The 16,102-nt window shown below is 38.1% G+C and carries 19 protein-coding genes; 9 read left to right on the top strand and 10 right to left on the bottom strand.

Features of this window, described 5'->3' with window-relative positions:
* Positions 1 to 7 precede the first annotated feature (7 nt).
* Complete coding sequence (locus tag OQ267_RS18385; protein ID WP_265837369.1) at positions 8 to 454, bottom strand: NUDIX domain-containing protein; 447 nt, start codon at positions 452 to 454, stop codon at positions 8 to 10.
* Positions 441 to 1,427: a cation diffusion facilitator family transporter gene (locus OQ267_RS18380; protein ID WP_265837588.1), complete on the bottom strand. Its 987-nt coding sequence runs from the start codon at positions 1,425 to 1,427 to the stop codon at positions 441 to 443. The genes OQ267_RS18385 and OQ267_RS18380 overlap by 14 nt, the downstream gene beginning before the upstream one ends.
* Positions 1,428 to 1,537: 110 nt before the next feature.
* On the opposite strand from OQ267_RS18380, the gene OQ267_RS18375 reads away from it, so the two are divergent.
* Complete coding sequence (locus OQ267_RS18375; RefSeq protein WP_265837367.1) at positions 1,538 to 2,734, top strand: pyridoxal phosphate-dependent aminotransferase; 1,197 nt, start codon at positions 1,538 to 1,540, stop codon at positions 2,732 to 2,734.
* Positions 2,735 to 3,006: 272 nt separating this feature from the next.
* Here OQ267_RS18375 and OQ267_RS18370 read toward each other — a convergent pair whose 3' ends face one another.
* Complete coding sequence (locus tag OQ267_RS18370) at positions 3,007 to 4,251, bottom strand: ABC transporter permease (protein ID WP_265837366.1); 1,245 nt, start codon at positions 4,249 to 4,251, stop codon at positions 3,007 to 3,009.
* Between the two features lie 199 nt (positions 4,252 to 4,450).
* Between OQ267_RS18370 and queA the strand changes: the two genes are divergently transcribed.
* Together queA and OQ267_RS18360 are read left to right on the top strand one after the other, a co-directional pair.
* Positions 4,451 to 5,500: a tRNA preQ1(34) S-adenosylmethionine ribosyltransferase-isomerase QueA gene (gene queA, locus OQ267_RS18365; RefSeq protein WP_088301690.1), complete on the top strand. Its 1,050-nt coding sequence runs from the start codon at positions 4,451 to 4,453 to the stop codon at positions 5,498 to 5,500.
* A 74-nt stretch (positions 5,501 to 5,574) separates the two neighbouring features.
* On the top strand, positions 5,575 to 6,240 hold the full coding sequence (locus tag OQ267_RS18360; protein ID WP_265837365.1) for a 2-C-methyl-D-erythritol 4-phosphate cytidylyltransferase: 666 nt from the start codon (positions 5,575 to 5,577) through the stop codon (positions 6,238 to 6,240).
* Between the two features lie 94 nt (positions 6,241 to 6,334).
* Here the strand turns inward: OQ267_RS18360 and OQ267_RS22505 are convergent, their stop codons facing one another.
* The 6 genes from OQ267_RS22505 to OQ267_RS18330 all read right to left on the bottom strand — a co-directional run bounded on the left by OQ267_RS22505 (position 6,335) and on the right by OQ267_RS18330 (position 9,536).
* Entirely contained in the window at positions 6,335 to 6,493 is a 159-nt protein-coding gene (locus OQ267_RS22505) for a lmo0937 family membrane protein (protein WP_010603502.1), read from the bottom strand.
* 243 nt (positions 6,494 to 6,736) lie between these two features.
* On the bottom strand, positions 6,737 to 6,958 hold the full coding sequence (locus OQ267_RS18350) for a DUF2795 domain-containing protein (RefSeq protein ID WP_010603503.1): 222 nt from the start codon (positions 6,956 to 6,958) through the stop codon (positions 6,737 to 6,739).
* A gap of 85 nt (positions 6,959 to 7,043) precedes the next feature.
* Positions 7,044 to 7,592, bottom strand: coding sequence for a cob(I)yrinic acid a,c-diamide adenosyltransferase (locus tag OQ267_RS18345; RefSeq protein ID WP_265837364.1), 549 nt, complete (start codon positions 7,590 to 7,592; stop codon positions 7,044 to 7,046).
* A gap of 67 nt (positions 7,593 to 7,659) precedes the next feature.
* On the bottom strand, positions 7,660 to 8,418 hold the full coding sequence (locus tag OQ267_RS18340; protein ID WP_088301687.1) for an ABC transporter ATP-binding protein: 759 nt from the start codon (positions 8,416 to 8,418) through the stop codon (positions 7,660 to 7,662).
* Positions 8,419 to 8,520: 102 nt separating this feature from the next.
* The gene (gene gatC / locus OQ267_RS18335; protein WP_265837363.1) at positions 8,521 to 8,811 is read right to left on the bottom strand and encodes an Asp-tRNA(Asn)/Glu-tRNA(Gln) amidotransferase subunit GatC; all 291 of its coding nucleotides are present in this window, start codon (positions 8,809 to 8,811) and stop codon (positions 8,521 to 8,523) included.
* Complete coding sequence (locus tag OQ267_RS18330) at positions 8,808 to 9,536, bottom strand: lysophospholipid acyltransferase family protein (protein ID WP_088301685.1); 729 nt, start codon at positions 9,534 to 9,536, stop codon at positions 8,808 to 8,810. The genes gatC and OQ267_RS18330 overlap by 4 nt, the downstream gene beginning before the upstream one ends.
* A gap of 171 nt (positions 9,537 to 9,707) precedes the next feature.
* Between OQ267_RS18330 and trpS the strand changes: the two genes are divergently transcribed.
* The 3 genes from trpS to kdsB all read left to right on the top strand — a co-directional run bounded on the left by trpS (position 9,708) and on the right by kdsB (position 12,324).
* Positions 9,708 to 10,706, top strand: a complete 999-nt coding sequence (trpS, locus tag OQ267_RS18325; protein WP_088301684.1) for a tryptophan--tRNA ligase — start codon at positions 9,708 to 9,710, stop codon at positions 10,704 to 10,706.
* 73 nt (positions 10,707 to 10,779) lie between these two features.
* A complete protein-coding gene (locus OQ267_RS18320) occupies positions 10,780 to 11,394 on the top strand; it encodes a deoxynucleoside kinase (RefSeq protein WP_025144984.1) in 615 nt (204 codons plus the stop codon).
* 177 nt (positions 11,395 to 11,571) lie between these two features.
* Positions 11,572 to 12,324, top strand: coding sequence for a 3-deoxy-manno-octulosonate cytidylyltransferase (kdsB, locus tag OQ267_RS18315; RefSeq protein WP_265837586.1), 753 nt, complete (start codon positions 11,572 to 11,574; stop codon positions 12,322 to 12,324).
* Between the two features lie 55 nt (positions 12,325 to 12,379).
* Here the strand turns inward: kdsB and OQ267_RS18310 are convergent, their stop codons facing one another.
* Positions 12,380 to 12,874, bottom strand: a complete 495-nt coding sequence (locus tag OQ267_RS18310; protein ID WP_265837361.1) for a GNAT family N-acetyltransferase — start codon at positions 12,872 to 12,874, stop codon at positions 12,380 to 12,382.
* A 235-nt stretch (positions 12,875 to 13,109) separates the two neighbouring features.
* On the opposite strand from OQ267_RS18310, the gene OQ267_RS18305 reads away from it, so the two are divergent.
* The 3 genes from OQ267_RS18305 (at position 13,110) to OQ267_RS18295 (ending at position 16,099) form a co-directional block, all read left to right on the top strand.
* Complete coding sequence (locus OQ267_RS18305; protein WP_265818054.1) at positions 13,110 to 13,649, top strand: hypothetical protein; 540 nt, start codon at positions 13,110 to 13,112, stop codon at positions 13,647 to 13,649.
* A gap of 30 nt (positions 13,650 to 13,679) precedes the next feature.
* Positions 13,680 to 14,174, top strand: coding sequence for a hypothetical protein (locus OQ267_RS18300; RefSeq protein ID WP_265837359.1), 495 nt, complete (start codon positions 13,680 to 13,682; stop codon positions 14,172 to 14,174).
* Positions 14,175 to 14,482: 308 nt separating this feature from the next.
* Positions 14,483 to 16,099 carry a CTP synthase gene (locus OQ267_RS18295; protein ID WP_088301680.1) on the top strand — a complete coding sequence of 539 codons (1,617 nt, stop codon included), beginning with the start codon at positions 14,483 to 14,485 and terminating at the stop codon, positions 16,097 to 16,099.
* Positions 16,100 to 16,102 lie beyond the last annotated feature (3 nt).

Here is a 16,102-nt window from a genome sequence, read left to right as displayed (position 1 = left end):
GTCTGGATTATTTTGCAAATTGATCTTTAAGCATCCGGGCAACCACCTGGTCTGTTTTAAAAGTAATGTCATTTATTATCAGATCTGCAATGTTTACCCAGCGAAAAGCCTGTAGAATTTCACCTTCCGAATCAAAATCAAAAACTTTAGTTTTAAAAGCGAGCTGCAATGGTGCTTTTTCCTGAACAAGATAATAAATGCTGATTAACTGACTATCATTAAAAGAAGATTTTTCATAAAAGTCGGTGGTATAAAAATGACGGATAATATCAATTTCTGCCTGACATTCTTCCATAAATTCCCGTTTAAGTCCGTCTAATAAACCCTCACCCAATTCCAGTCCACCGCCCGGGAATTTGCTGAAACGAACACCATACTCCTCTTCATCACTCACGAGGACTTCGTTTTGTGGATTGATCAGTAAACCATATACCCTGACGTTAAAGTAACTCATTTTCGAAGTGTTTTTTATTTTTAATTACAATTTCAGGTGTCCATACAATTTCGTGCTTAAAAGCCTCTGCCCTCACCTTACACTCGCTCATATGGCAATAGTGGCAACATTCGGGTAAACAAGGGTCTGCATGAATAAACAATTCAGCCTTTCTGAATCCGTTTTTATTGATTAGTTCATCTATTTGTGAGATCTCACGATGAACCTGGTTTAAGTCGAAATAGTAAGGCAAAGTAACGTGACAATCGATATGAAACTCAGGACCATATTGCTGGGTGCGGAGGTTATGTACGTCAATCCACGGATTGTGCCTGTTTTTCTGCAAAACATCAACAACCTCTTCCACCAAAGTAAAATCACTTTCATCCATCAGTCCACCAACTGAGCCGCGGGTAAGCTGATAGCCCGAATAGATAATATAAAAGCCAACCATTACCGAAAGCAAGCTATCCAGCCAGATAATATGGGTCAGCTGAATCAAAATCAGGCCGGCTACAATGGCCGCACTGGTATAGGTATCGGTTAATAAATGTTTACCATCCGCTTTAAGCGTTACAGAGTGCTCTTTTTCACCAATACTGATCAGTTTTAAGCCTACAATCATATTAATTAAACCCGTAATACCGATGATAAGCGTACCTTCCAGGAGTTTGCCAACTGGGTGAGGATAAATCAGGTTATAAGAAGATTTAAAGATAATGATTACCCCTGCAATCAGGATTAAGATTCCTTCTACAAAGGCTGAAAAGAACTCTACCTTACCGTGACCATATGGATGATTTTCATCCCGGGGCTGAGTGCTCAAATAAATACTATAAAATGCAAAGCTACCTGCTATTACATTCACAATACTCTCGGCTGCATCTGTTAAAATAGCGTTAGAGCCTGTAATGAAATAGGCTACAAATTTAGCCAACATTAATAATACACTCATTGCAAGTGAAATGGCTATTGCTTTTTTCTTAATGGTCACGATTTTTTTTGACAAAAATACGTTTATCACTTAAATTAAATGATAAAAAGATGTGATTTTTAGTGCAGAATAATATTTGGTTTATATATTTGCCTGTAAAGTAATTAACCATGAGCACCTTATCCAGAAGAATCAACAATCTGTCAGAATCTGCAACCCTTAAAATGACGAAACTTGGTCGCGAATTAGCATCCAAAGGCATTAACATCATTAGTTTAAGTGTTGGTGAACCCGATTTTAACACGCCAGATCATGTAAAGAATGCCGCTAAACAAGCATTAGACGAAAACTACACCCGCTACTCCCCTGTTCCAGGTTACCCTGACCTGCGCCAGGCAATTGTTAAGAAGCTGAAGACAGAAAATAATCTGGATTATGATATCTCACAGATTGTAGTTTCAACGGGTGCAAAACAGTCCCTTTCAAACGTGATCCTCACATTGATTGATCCTGAAGATGAAGTGATTATCCCTACCCCTTACTGGGTTTCTTATTCAGAAATGGTAACACTTGCCGAAGGAAAATCGGTTTTTATTGATACAGATATTGAAAGTAATTTTAAAATAACCCCTGAACAATTAGAAGCAGCCATTACGCCCAAATCTAAATTGTTTATGTTTTCATCACCCTGCAATCCAACCGGTTCAGTATACAGTAAAGATGAACTGGCCGCATTGGTGAAGGTTTTTGAGCAGCATCCTGAAATCTATATTTTATCAGATGAGATTTACGAACACATTAATTTTGTAGATAAACATGAATCAATTGCCCAGTTTGAAAGCATTAAAGACCGCGTGATTGTGGTAAATGGTTTCTCTAAGGCTTTTGCCATGACGGGCTGGAGATTGGGTTATATTGCTGCAAATAAAGAAATTGCAGCTGCCAACGATAAATTACAGGGACAAACTACCTCGGGTACTTGTTCCATTGCGCAACGTGCAGGCATCGTAGCTTATGATCAGGGTTTGGAAAGTGTAATGCAAATGAAAGAAGCTTTCCTGCGCAGAAGAGAATTGGTATACAACCTGTTAAATGAGATTCCCGGCGTAAAAACCAATCTTCCAGATGGCGCATTTTACTTTTTTCCGGAAATCAGTGCTTTTTTTGGAAAGAAAGATGCTGATGGAAATGTAATTAAGGATTCTTCAGACCTGGCCTTATATTTACTAAACGTTGGTCATGTGGCAACAGTGGGCGGCGATTCATTTGGCAATAATAATTATATCCGCTTATCATATGCTGCATCTGATGAAAGCCTCGTTGAAGCTTTAAGAAGAATTAAAGAAGCATTGGGTAAATTGGCCTAAGCTATCTTAGTTGATTGCAAATTATATCAAAACCCTGATTAATTCATTTTAGTCAGGGTTTCTTGTTTTATATCGAAAAAGCATCATTAATAATAAACAGCAAAAAATCATGAGGTACAGCATAGCTTTTTGAAAATGGAAGCCGGTATTTCATCGAATCTTGCAGCCCTCCTTTCCGTTACAAGTCCGCACCTGATGAAAGATCAGGCTTGCGGGCTTTCCACTTCAATAAGGTTTATGAACGAAGATAAGTGCGGTATAAAAACAGTAAACTAACTTCTGATCGCTTCAACCGGGTCCAGCCTGGATGCCGAATAAGCCGGCCAGAATCCGGATATGGTACCAATGATGATGGAGATTCCGATACCCAGAATAATATTGTTTAATCCTAAAATGATATTAAAGCCTGTAGCCAAACCAATTAATAAGGCCAGCAGATATACCAGTATCAAGCCTAATAAACCTCCGAGAATACAAAGTGTTATCGACTCAAAAATAAATTGCAGTAAGATAAAATAATTCTTAGCACCTAAAGACTTCTGGATGCCGATGATATTTGTTCTTTCTTTTACCGATACAAACATGATGTTCGCGATACTAAATCCGCCAACGAGAATAGAAAAACCACCAATGATCCATCCTGCCCAGTTCACCATGGTAAACATAGAATCTAATTGATTGGAAATAATAGTCGTCTTATTTAGCGCAAAATCATCTTGCTGGCCAGGTCTGATCCGGTGGATTGACCGCATTAAGCCCTGAAGCTCGCTTTCAATTTCTTCAAGCGATACCTGGTCATTTCCACGAACGGTAATCTGCGGACTATAACGTTCATTCTGAATGTCTAAGATCCCCTTGGCAAAGTTTACCGGAACATTCACATTTTTATCCAGGGTCGTTCCAAACATATCTTCCCCCTCTTTTTTAAATACCCCGATAACGGTTAGCCGACGGCCTAAAATCTGCACTTGTTTCCCAATCGGATCTTCTGATCCAAATAAGCCTTCGGCAATATCCGCGCCCATTAATAAAACCGGGGAACCATTATTGCTCTCACTTTCGGTAAAATAGCGACCAGCCTGCAGTTCAAAATTCCAGGTCTTGTCAAAATCGTGAGAAGCGGCTGATACCGTAATGCCTTCCACAGAGCTGCTCCTGTATTTGATGGTTCTATCGCTTGTTGATATTTCAAAGGTAATTCCCTGGGCGTTTTCCATGCGTGTTCTTAACATTTCAAAATCACGTAATGAAGGCTGAGGGCGATTCATATACTTCCACCATGGGTAATTGTTGCCAAAACTCCATGGCCATTTTTGTATGAAGATGGTATTGGAGCCCAGTTTATCTACGCTTGACTGAAGTTTGCCGCGAAAAGTATCTACTGCAGAAAAAACAGTGATGATGGTAAAAATACCAATGGTTATCGCTAACAGGGATAACATGGTACGCAACTTGTTCTGGCGCAATGCATCAAATGCAAAACGGAAACTTTCACCTATTAGCCTAAAAATAATCATAATTGTTAGTTAGATGCTATAGACTATAAAAGGTTACAGCAGAATATCAAATCTAATGAATTTTGTTTAAAAGGATTTCCAAATCAGTGCTGAAAGTAAATAATAGCTGCTCAAAACATAATATACTTAATTGCGTTTGATAAAATACGGAAAAGAAAAATTAAATTCGTATTTTTGCACCTCAAAAAATTCATCAAGAATGAAATTATCACAATTCAAATTCAACTTACCAGAATCATTAGTGGCCAACAATCCGGCTGAACAACGCGATGAAGCCCGCTTAATGGTCTTACATAAAGACAGTGGTAAAATTGAACATAAAATTTTCAAAGACGTACTCGGTTATTTCGATGACAAAGACGTTATGATATTAAATAACACCAAAGTTTTCCCTGCCCGTTTATACGGAAACAAAGAGAAAACCGGTGCTACAATCGAGGTTTTTTTACTACGTGAATTGAACAAAGAATTACGTTTGTGGGATGTATTGGTTGATCCTGCACGTAAAATCCGTGTAGGTAATAAACTTTATTTTGGCGATGACGACTTATTAGTAGCTGAAGTAGTAGACAATACTACATCACGCGGACGTACCATTCGTTTCTTGTTTGAAGGAACAGATGAAGAATTCAGAAGAAACGTAGAAATTTTAGGTGAAACACCACTACCTAAATACATTAAACGTAAAGCAACTGCTGAAGACAAAGAACGTTATCAAACCATCTTCGCGAAACATGAGGGTGCTGTAGCAGCGCCAACCGCTGGTTTACACTTTAGCCGCGAGTTGATGAAACGCCTTGAACTTAAGGGTGTTGAGTTTGCAGAAGTTACTTTGCATGTTGGCCTTGGTACATTCAGAACGGTTGAGGTGGAAGATTTAACGAAGCACAAAATGGATTCTGAACAGTTTATCATTGAGCCAAAAGATGCAAACATCGTAAATAAAGCCCTGGAAGAAAAAAGGAAAATCTGTGCGGTGGGGACCACTTCCATGCGTGCCATTGAATCAGCTGTTTCAGCTAACCGGACTTTAAAATCAGCTAATGACTGGACCAGTAAGTTTATTTTTCCGCCTTATGATTTCAGCATTGCCAATTCAATGATTACCAATTTCCACACCCCGGAATCTACTTTGTTAATGATGGTTAGTGCATTTGGTGGTTATGAAAATGTAATGAACGCTTATGAGGTGGCCGTAAAAGAAAAATATAAATTTTACAGCTACGGCGATGCCATGCTAATTATCTAGATTTGAGTAATGAGATATGAGATTTGAGTTAATCAGGTCTCCTATCTCATATCTATAATCTCATATCTTAAAAGATGAAATACTACGCTATTATTGTAGCAGGCGGTTCTGGCAATCGGATGCAGACGGAAACCCCGAAACAATTTTTACTGCTAAAGAACCTCCCGGTTCTGATGCATACCATTAAAGCTTTTGCACAGAGCGATACACAACCTAAAATATTACTGGTTTTAAACAAAGAACAACAGGCATACTGGAGGAGGCTTTGTGAAGAATTCAACTTTCGTATTCCACACGAGATCATCGATGGCGGCACTGAACGTTTCTATTCTGTTAAAAATGCAGTTGATTACATTAAGGAGGAAAGCTTTGTTGCTATTCACGACGCTGTACGTCCTTTAGTTACAAAAACATTAATAGATCACTGTTTTAGACAAGCTGAAGAAAATGGAAATGCTATCGCATCCGTGAAATCAAGCGACAGTGTGAGGATGCTCAGGAACAATCAATCATCTGCTTTAAATCGAGATGAAATCTATCTGGTACAAACACCACAAACCTTTAGCTTAAGAACACTGAAGACTGCTTATGAGCAGGAATTTTCTACGCATTTTACTGATGATGCCAGTGTGGTCGAATTGCTTCATGAAGAAATTCATATTGTAGAGGGCGAACGAAACAATATTAAAATCACCTACCCTATTGATCTGGAATTAGCGGAACTGTTACTGAAAAAATAAAGTTACAAAAAAGGCATTCCATAAAAATGAAATGCCTTTCTTTAATTTATCTTATCTAACTGATTAGAAAAAGGTAAATATTTCTTCATGTATCTTAGGTTGCTCTGCCGATAACTTTTAGCAAGATTGCAATTACTGCGATGACTAATAAAACGTGGATGATGTTACCTACATCTCCGAAGCCGTGGAATAAAAATCCGATGACCCATAATATAACCAAAACGACTGCGACTAAATACAATAAATTTCCCATAGTGTTAATTTTTTAAGTAAATGTTGATGTATTAACACGGTGGCTATAATTTTGTTTAAAAAATGTAAATAATTTTTAAGATCATAACCCTAATACTTGCTTTTCAATAGTATAAGCATTCTTAATCTTTTGAATCAGGAGACTAAAATCTGGTCAGATTTGATAGGAAGACATAAGTCGTAAAAAACTAAACCTACAAAAAAAGCCGCTTCGTATGAGGAAGCGGCTTATATTCTTTTAATCCTAGTATTCGTCTTCATTAAAGAAGAAGTCTTCTTTAGTCGGATAATCCGGCCAGATCTCCTCTATCGTTTCATAAGGCTCACCATCATCTTCCAGTGCCTGTAAATTCTCAATCACTTCTACAGGGGCACCAGAACGGATACCATAATCAATTAATTCATCTTTAGTTGCAGGCCATGGTGCGTCTTCCAAGTGCGATGCTAATTCTAATGTCCAATACATATCTTCAATTCAATTAAATTCTTATTCTTTATAATGCGCAAAGTATATTAAAATTTTTGAGCAAAACAAACTTATTTTTCCACTTTTAAACACGGGGAATCCAAATATTTTCTTCCGCTGCAAAATCCATATTCAGTTTTCGTGCCAAAACAAACAAATAGTCGCTTAAACGGTTTAAATATACGGTAACACGCTCTTCTACAAAGCTGTCTGCTGCAAGTGCTACTGTTAACCTTTCTGCCCTCCGGCATACACACCTAGCAATATGGCAGTAAGAAACGACAGTATTTCCACCTGGCAGCACAAAATGTTTCAGGGCGGGTAAGATTTCGTTCATGGCATCCATCTCATTTTCCAACAATACAATGTCGGCGTCATGCAAATCAGGAATTTTCATTTTTGATTTTTCAGGATCTGCAGCCAGTGAGGATCCAATGGTAAACAAGCGATCCTGGATTTCTTTTAACAATAATTTATGTTGCGGATCAATATCCTGGCACATGATTAATCCCACGTAAGAATTCAATTCATCCACGGTGCCATAACTTTCAATGCGCAAATGGAACTTAGGCACCCGGGTACCACCTATTAATGAGGTTTGCCCCTTATCGCCGGTTTTAGTGTAGATTTTCATACCATTGCTCCCCTTTGAGGGGAAATTATTTTGTGAGTCCTAAGTCCTCTTCAGGGGATTTAGGGGTTTAATTAATTTTTTCCCAGTCGCTGCCGCTGTCTTTTAGGGCTTGTAAACGAGGTGAAACATTTTTAACGTCAGTATTCAGGTAATCATTTTCAATTAAACCATCACGCATACGCACTATTCTATGCGCATGTTGCGCAATATCTTCTTCGTGGGTAACTAAAATAATGGTATTTCCTTTACTGTGAATTTCCTCCAGCAGGCCCATAATTTCAATAGAGGTTTTGGTATCCAGGTTACCAGTAGGCTCATCCGCAAGAATAATGGAAGGATCATTAATCAGTGCCCTGGCTACGGCTACACGCTGGCGCTGACCGCCTGATAATTCATTGGGTTTATGGTCCATCCGGTTGCCCAGGTTTACATTTTCAAGTGCTTTGGCTGCCCTTTTTTGGCGGTCTTTCTTGCTGGTGCCGGCATAAATGAGTGGCAGGGCCACATTGTCTAACGCAGTAGAACGGGGAAGTAAATTAAAGGTTTGAAACACAAACCCTATTTCTTTATTTCTGACTTCTGCCAATGCATCATCAGTCATCTGACTTACATTGGTTCCATTCAAAATATAAGTGCCGCTTGAAGGTGTATCCAGACAGCCCAGAATATTCATTAAGGTAGATTTACCAGAACCGGATGGACCCATTAAAGCTACGAATTCCCCTTTATTGATATCCAGAGAAACCGATTTCAGGGCATGGATAACTTCAGATCCGATGACATACTTACGCCCGATTTCTTTAATGGTAATGAGTGGTTTCTCCATGTTTTTTCTTTTTTAGACAGGATTTAGGGCTAAGATGTTACAGGATGCATTAAAAAATACGAAGCACCTGCAGAAACGAACTTCTATAAATGACTTTAAACCTTATTTTTCTATAATTTTCGGAACCATAAAAAACTGATCAGTATGCTTGGCCGCATTCTTTAATCCGTTAGCAGTAGAAATTTCCTGTTTAACAGTATCTTCCCGCCAAACATTGGTAGATTCATTCAGGTATACCAATGGTTTTACGTTAGTGGTATCCAGCTCATTTAATTTTTCCATGAAAGATAAAATCTTATTCATTTCCGGAATAAGGGTATCCACTGATTTTTCATCAATATGGATCCTGGCCAGATCTGCAATCTTGTGTATGGTTTGGGCGTCTAAATTCATTTTACTAATTTACTATCTATTAAATGAAAAACCTGCTCTTTTAAAACATCAGCATCATCTATCACAAGAGCAGCGGTGTTAATGGGTTTATGGACGTAAATATCGCAAATTCCGGGCTTACTTCCATACTGCGAACCATCATCCCAGTTAATTTTCCATACATTGGTAATGCTCACCGGAACCAATGGGATATTTTGGTCAATGGCCAGACGAAAGGGACCGTTTTTAAATTCGCCCAGTTTAGGCGGATAATGCACATCTATTTTACCTTCCGGGAAGATCACCAGGCTCATTCCTTTTTCTAAATTTTCACCAGCCTTTTTAAATGCCCGGAAAGCTGAAATTTTACTGTCGCGGTTCACGGAGATATCAATTGTTTTAAAAAAGATGCCCAGTACCGGGTTTTTGAGCAATTCATCTTTTCCCATAAAATGATATTTCCCCTGCCCCATGATACAGAAAATCATGATATCAAGGTTGGAACTGTGGTTGGCGCAGTAAATATAGGTTTGGTTTTTATCAAGCTTTTCTTCGTAGGTAAAAGAAAAAAATATGCCTGACAGGCAACTGGATAAAAAACTATTGATCTTCCGGCAAAAATTAAGTATTCCATAATACTTTTCATTTCTGGAAGTCAGGTAATAAAGTGGATAAAACAAGGCAAAGAAAAATACAATCCAGAAAAGATACCATATTCTGTGAAATTGCCTTAAAAGTTTAATCATAAGCATCAAAAATATAAAATAGCCAGACAATTACAATTGCAGAAGCTAATTTTTAATCATGCCGGTGAGATTTAATGGCATATAGCGCATTTGAAATAATTAAACCCTGTGGATATAAAATTGACCCGAAGTTGTACATTGCTTGGTTTTTATTTTTAATTTCGTGCCATTATGAAAGAAACCGTGGTGAGTGGCATCAGGCCAACAGGAAAGCTACATTTAGGAAATTATTTTGGTGCGGTAACCAATTTTGTAAAAATGCAGTATGATTATAACTGCTATTTTTTTATTGCCGATCTTCACTCTTTAACCACGCATCCCACTCCTGGCGATTTACATGGTTATGTACGCCACGTTTTGGTAGAATACCTGGCCTGTGGCATTAATCCGGAGGAAACAACCATTTATGTGCAAAGTGATGTACCTGAAGTTTCAGAACTTTATTTATACCTGAATATGAATGCCTACCTGGGCGAACTGGAACGCAGTGCATCTTTCAAAGAAAAAATCAGATCGAACCCGGATAATGTAAATGCTGGTTTATTAACCTATCCCACCTTAATGGCAGCTGATATTTTAATTCATCGCGCAACCAAGGTTCCGGTAGGTAAAGATCAGGAACAGCATCTGGAAATGACCCGTAACTTCGGCAACCGTTTCAACAGAATGTACCAGTCGGATTTTTTTCCTGAATCTTTTGCCTTCAACTATGCCGAAAACCTGGTCAAAGTACCAGGCCTGGAAGGAAAAGGGAAAATGAGTAAATCAGATGGTGATGGAAATTGCATTTATCTGTCAGACAGTCCGGAGGTTATCCGTAAAAAAGTTGCCAGAGCGGTGAGCGATAGTGGCCCGACAGAGGAAAACCAGGAAAAGCCGGAAGCCATTCAGAATTTATTTGATTTAATGAAGATTGTTTCTACAGCTGATACACTGGAGCATTTTGATGGTTTATATAATAAAATGCAGATCCGTTATGGCGACATGAAAAAGCAATTGGCAGAAGATATGATTGTTTTTAATTCACCCATCAGAGAACGCATTGAGGCACTATCCAAAGATGATCTTTACCTTAGGCAGGTAGCCAAACATGGTGCGTTAAAAGCACGTGAAAGCGCACAGCATACCATCAGGGAAGTTCGTAAATTAATTGGTTTTAAAAGTTTTTAACTGGCGTTAGGTGCCATGCGGTTAGCGTACATAACGCTCGTCACATCGCGTTCACCGCAAAACATAATAAAAAATGCACATTGCAATTGTAGGAAATATCGGTGCCGGAAAAACAACTCTCACAGGTTTACTGGCCAAAAATTACGGATGGGAGGCGCTGTATGAAGCCGTGGATAACAATCCTTATCTGGAAGATTTTTACAGCGACATGAAGCGCTGGAGTTTTAACCTTCAGATTTATTTTCTGAACAGTCGTTTTCAGCAGATTACCGATATCGAGGTAAATAAGCGCAATGTAATTCAGGACAGGACTATTTATGAGGATGCGCATATTTTTGCAGAAAACCTGCATGATATGGCATTAATGACCACCCGCGACCACGATAATTACAGGGCCATTTTTGATAACATCACTTCCTTTATTAAACCACCTGATTTATTGGTTTATTTAAGGGCTTCCGTTCCTACTTTGGTTAATAACATCCAACGCCGCGGTCGTGAATATGAAGCAGGCATCCGGATTGATTACCTATCCAAGCTGAATGAAAAATATGAAGCCTGGATTAAAGGTTACAACTTAGGCAAACTTTTAATTTTAGACAAAGACAAATTAGATTTCACCAATAATCCTGAAGATCTGGGCACGGTAATCCAGTCGATAGAAGCAGAAATAAACGGGCTGTTTTAACCCGGCCCCCTGAACGGAGGCTAAAGGCAAGAGGGTAAAGCAAAGTTGTATAAGAATGTTTTAATGTGCTGAGATTTTAATTAAATCCTGGTGTGAAGGCAAAGATTCTTTAACACTGCTTCAATTTTTTAAAAACGATATATGAACAATGGAAAGGAAAAGTCTCCTTTAATGGATTTGAGGGTAATAGGCATCATTCCTGCACGTTATGCCTCTACCCGGTTCCCGGGGAAGCCATTAGTTGATATAGCAGGTAAAACAATGATTCAGCGGGTGTATGAACAGGCTTTAAAAGCAAAAAGCTTATCGAAGGTGGTTATCGCTACTGATGATGAGCGGATTGCGGATGAAGTAAAAAAGTTTGGCGGTGAATTTGTTTTTACATCGCCACAACACCAGAGCGGAACAGATCGCTGTGCGGAAGTGAGTGAGCAATACCCCCATTTTGATATCGTGATTAACATTCAGGGTGATGAACCTTTCATCGAGCCTGATCAAATCGATTTATTGGCGAGTTGTTTTCAGGAGGAAAAAGTTCAATTGGCTACCCTGATCAAACCCATTCAAAGCCAGGAAAGTATTTATAACCCGAACAGCCCCAAAGTGGTGATTGATGTGAACGGCAGGGCCATGTATTTTAGCCGCAGTCCGATTCCTTTTATCAGAAACGGCGAACCCGGTGTCTGGGCTGAAAAGCATCAGTTTTATAAGCACATTGGCATTTATGGTTACTGGAAAGAAGCTTTATCGGCCATTACCAAATTAGCACCATCATCTCTGGAAATTGCAGAAAGCCTGGAGCAATTGCGCTGGATTGAAAATGGTTTTTATATTCAGACAAAAGTAACTGATTTTGAAACTGTTGCGATAGATACACCAGACGACTTATTGAAATTAAATCATCTGCTTGAAGCCTTAAAGTTAAAATAATTAATCCACTGGTTTATTAGTGGTTTCATGATTTAAAAGGACAATCTTATTCCGATTATTTTAACACCAGTTCCATCTGAATATTACACCGGGCATAAGGTGTGGGTTTGCCAGCTACTTTTTTGAAACCGAGTTTATGGTAAAGATTTATTGCTGGTTTCAAAACCGTATTGCTTTCCAGGTAAATTTTTGATGCATGCAAAGATTTTGCCCGTTCTATGATGGCAGTAGCCAGAAGGAACCCGATGTTTTTGCCTTGAACTGTGGGTGCAACCGCCATTTTAGCCAGTTCGAAATCATATTCCCCGTCGCTCATTTTAATTAAAGCGCAAACACCTGAGGGCACACCGTTGTAAACGGCCACCAAAATACAACCACCCTTATCTAAAATATAACTTTGTGGATGATCAAGCACTTTGTAGTCAGAATCCTCCATTGTAAAATGAGTCGAAATCCATTCCTCATTTAATGATTTGAATGCTTCCTGATGGGCTGGTTTATAATCTACAATTTCAACCTGTAAATTATTGTATTTTTTGTGTGCTGTCATAACTCTTTTGAATCTGATTTCGATGTAACTTCCCATATGGACCAATGTTCATTGGGAAAAGACCGCATAAATGTAATGTGCTAATGTTTAATTTCATAAACCATGCAAATATTTGTATCATTCAACGGCAATATTAAATCATATCAATTTTAATGATATCGCTTTAAATAAATAAAATAAGTAGCTAATCATGATTTAAGTATTTAACGGAAGCTTAAAATTTGTATTTTCGGAAATGAGAAAATTATTGCTCCTGATAACCATAAGTACCTTGTTTTTGGCTTGCCAACCGGGCAACAAAGCTAAAGACGATGCTGTTAATTTTAAGAATGTGAATCAGCAAATGACCAAATCATTCTCTGATTTAAATGCACAAGATACCTTCAAAATTGAATTAAACGGAAGAAAGCCTGAAAACATGGTTTTGGTGTTTAACATTAAGAAAGCAGGTGGGAAGGAAATTTATCATGTTCAATTGAAGGGAAGTGATCTAATTGGAGATACTGATCCCAATCTGGATCTTTCTAAAGAAAAAGATCAGATGACTTTTTTAAAAACGATTGCTGATAACTTTTTTGCGGAGGACAATTTTCTGGAACCTGCCGTATTACCTGAAGATAAGGCAGATAACTATGTGCCAGATAAGGCTTTATATGAGGAACTCAAAAAATCCCGGTTAAATGGTTTCAAGTATCGCTTAGGCAAAGAAAACAACGTGTATATTGCCTGGAGCGAAAAGGAGCAGAAAGTGAAGATCTACTATAAATGTTGTTAATCGACTTTCTTAAAACCCACTTATATTAAAGTGATCAGACATCTAACCAACGGTATTTCTATTGTATTTATTTCATGGATTGTTGGAATGATAATCAATGCCTTTCTGATCAAAACAACACGCTATCAAGAAAAATTAACAAATTTAAATTTTATTAAAAGCAAAAAAATCAACAAACTCATCGGAATTGGTTTGATTAAATGGACTGTGAAAAATACTTTCTTCAAATTCTTCAATCCTAAGCTTAGGATGAATAATAAAGTTGAGCCAAATGATTTGAATATTTTGCGTAACGAAATGACACTTGCAGAAATCAATCACTTAATTGCATTTATTGCTGTGGCTATTTTTGCTTTATCTATGGTTTTTAAGGGGAAGTACTTACCGGCATTCATTATGATGATGTTAAATATATTGATGAATTTATATCCCTCATTATTACAGCAAGAAAATAAAAGACGGATTGATAAATTAAAGAAAGTATTTACCAAAAATCATGTTAGTGTTACCGCAACTGATGTATAAAGCTTAAACATAAGTTAGTTAAACCTGGTTGGAGCGATATACTTTTTTTTGTTGCAGTATTTATCATTCAGTGCAACTGATCGCAAAAAAGATTTAGCGGAAAAGGACTAACATTCAACCTTTACAGCGGTTTTGCTTTTCACAAAAAAAGCAATAAACCTTTAATAGCAGCTAATTTTCTGATAAACATTGCTTTATCATTTTTAAAATATCTAAATATTAAAACAGTAAAAACAAGGAATTTTCATACCTTTGTATCCCGTACAAAAAGCGGCAATATTTACCATTTGCCGTAAAAAATCACAAACATGACTAAGTATATTTTTGTTACGGGCGGTGTTACTTCCTCATTGGGCAAGGGCATCATTTCCGCATCTTTAGCTAAACTTTTACAGGCACGTGGCTACCGTGTAACCATTCAAAAATTCGATCCGTACATTAATATCGATCCGGGAACATTAAATCCTTATGAGCATGGCGAATGCTTTGTTACTGAGGATGGTGCCGAAACCGATCTGGATCTTGGTCATTACGAACGTTTCTTAAATGTTCCAACTTCTCAAGCCAATAACATCACAACTGGTCGTATTTATCAAAATGTGATCAGCAAAGAGCGAAAAGGTGAATATCTAGGTAAAACGGTTCAGGTGGTACCGCATATCACTGATGAAATTAAACGCAATATGCGTATTTTAGGGGATAGCGGCGACTATGATATTGTAATTACCGAGCTTGGTGGTACCGTTGGTGATATTGAATCACTTCCTTTTATTGAAGCTGTACGTCAGTTTAAGTGGGAAGAAGGAAGCTCAAATGCCATTGTGATCCACTTAACCTTAGTGCCATACCTGGCCGCTGCAGGTGAATTAAAAACCAAACCTACTCAACACTCGGTTAAAGCTTTATTAGAGTACGGTATCCAGCCTGATATCCTCGTTTGCAGAACTGAGCATCACCTGGGTCAGGATCTGAGAAAAAAAATCGCCTTGTTTTGTAACGTTAACATCAATGCCGTAGTCGAATCGATGGATGCATCCACTATTTATGATGTGCCATTGCTGATGTTAAAGGAACAGTTAGACAAAACGGTTTTAGCCAAATTAAAATTACCAACCAAGAATGATCCGGATATGGAAAGCTGGAAAGATTTCCTGGGACGATTAAAAAATCCAACAGCCGAAGTTAAAATCGGTTTGGTGGGTAAATATGTGGAATTACCTGATGCCTATAAATCAATTATCGAATCTTTCGTACATGCAGGCTCTAAGAACGAATGTAAAGTACGAGTAGAATATATCCATTCAGAAAGCATTTTCCCTGATAATGTACAGGAAAAGTTAGGGCACTTACAAGGTGTTTTGGTGGCACCTGGTTTTGGAAGCCGAGGCATTGAAGGTAAAATTGATACCATTAAGTATGTACGTGAACATCAGGTGCCCTTCTTTGGCATTTGCTTGGGCATGCAATGTGCAGTGATTGAGTATGGCCGTAATGTTTTAGGACTGAAGGGTGCACATACCACAGAAATTGATCCTGAAGCTGAAAACCCGGTGATCAATATGATGGAAGAGCAGAAAAGCATCGTAAACATGGGTGGTACCATGCGTTTAGGCTCTTACCCATGCGATATTAAAAAGGGTACCAAAGCTTTTGGCATTTATGGTAAGGCACATATTAATGAGCGCCACCGCCACCGTTATGAGTTTAATAACGACTATTTAAAGCAATACGAAGATGCCGGTATGATGGCTTCAGGAATTAATCCTCAAACCAATTTAGTCGAAATAGTGGAACTTAAAAATCATCCGTTTTTTGTGGGCGGACAATTTCACCCAGAATTAAAATCAACAGTTGCTAATCCTCACCCACTTTTTGTTAAATTTGTCGCCGCTGCGATGGAGTTTGCGAAAAAGAAAACGAATTAAAAG

This window comes from Pedobacter sp. MR22-3 (assembly GCF_026240075.1).
Taxonomy (GTDB): Bacteria; Bacteroidota; Bacteroidia; order Sphingobacteriales; family Sphingobacteriaceae; genus Pedobacter.
The sequence above is the reverse complement of the archived record's forward strand: the minus strand, read 5'-3'. Positions and strand labels throughout refer to the sequence as shown.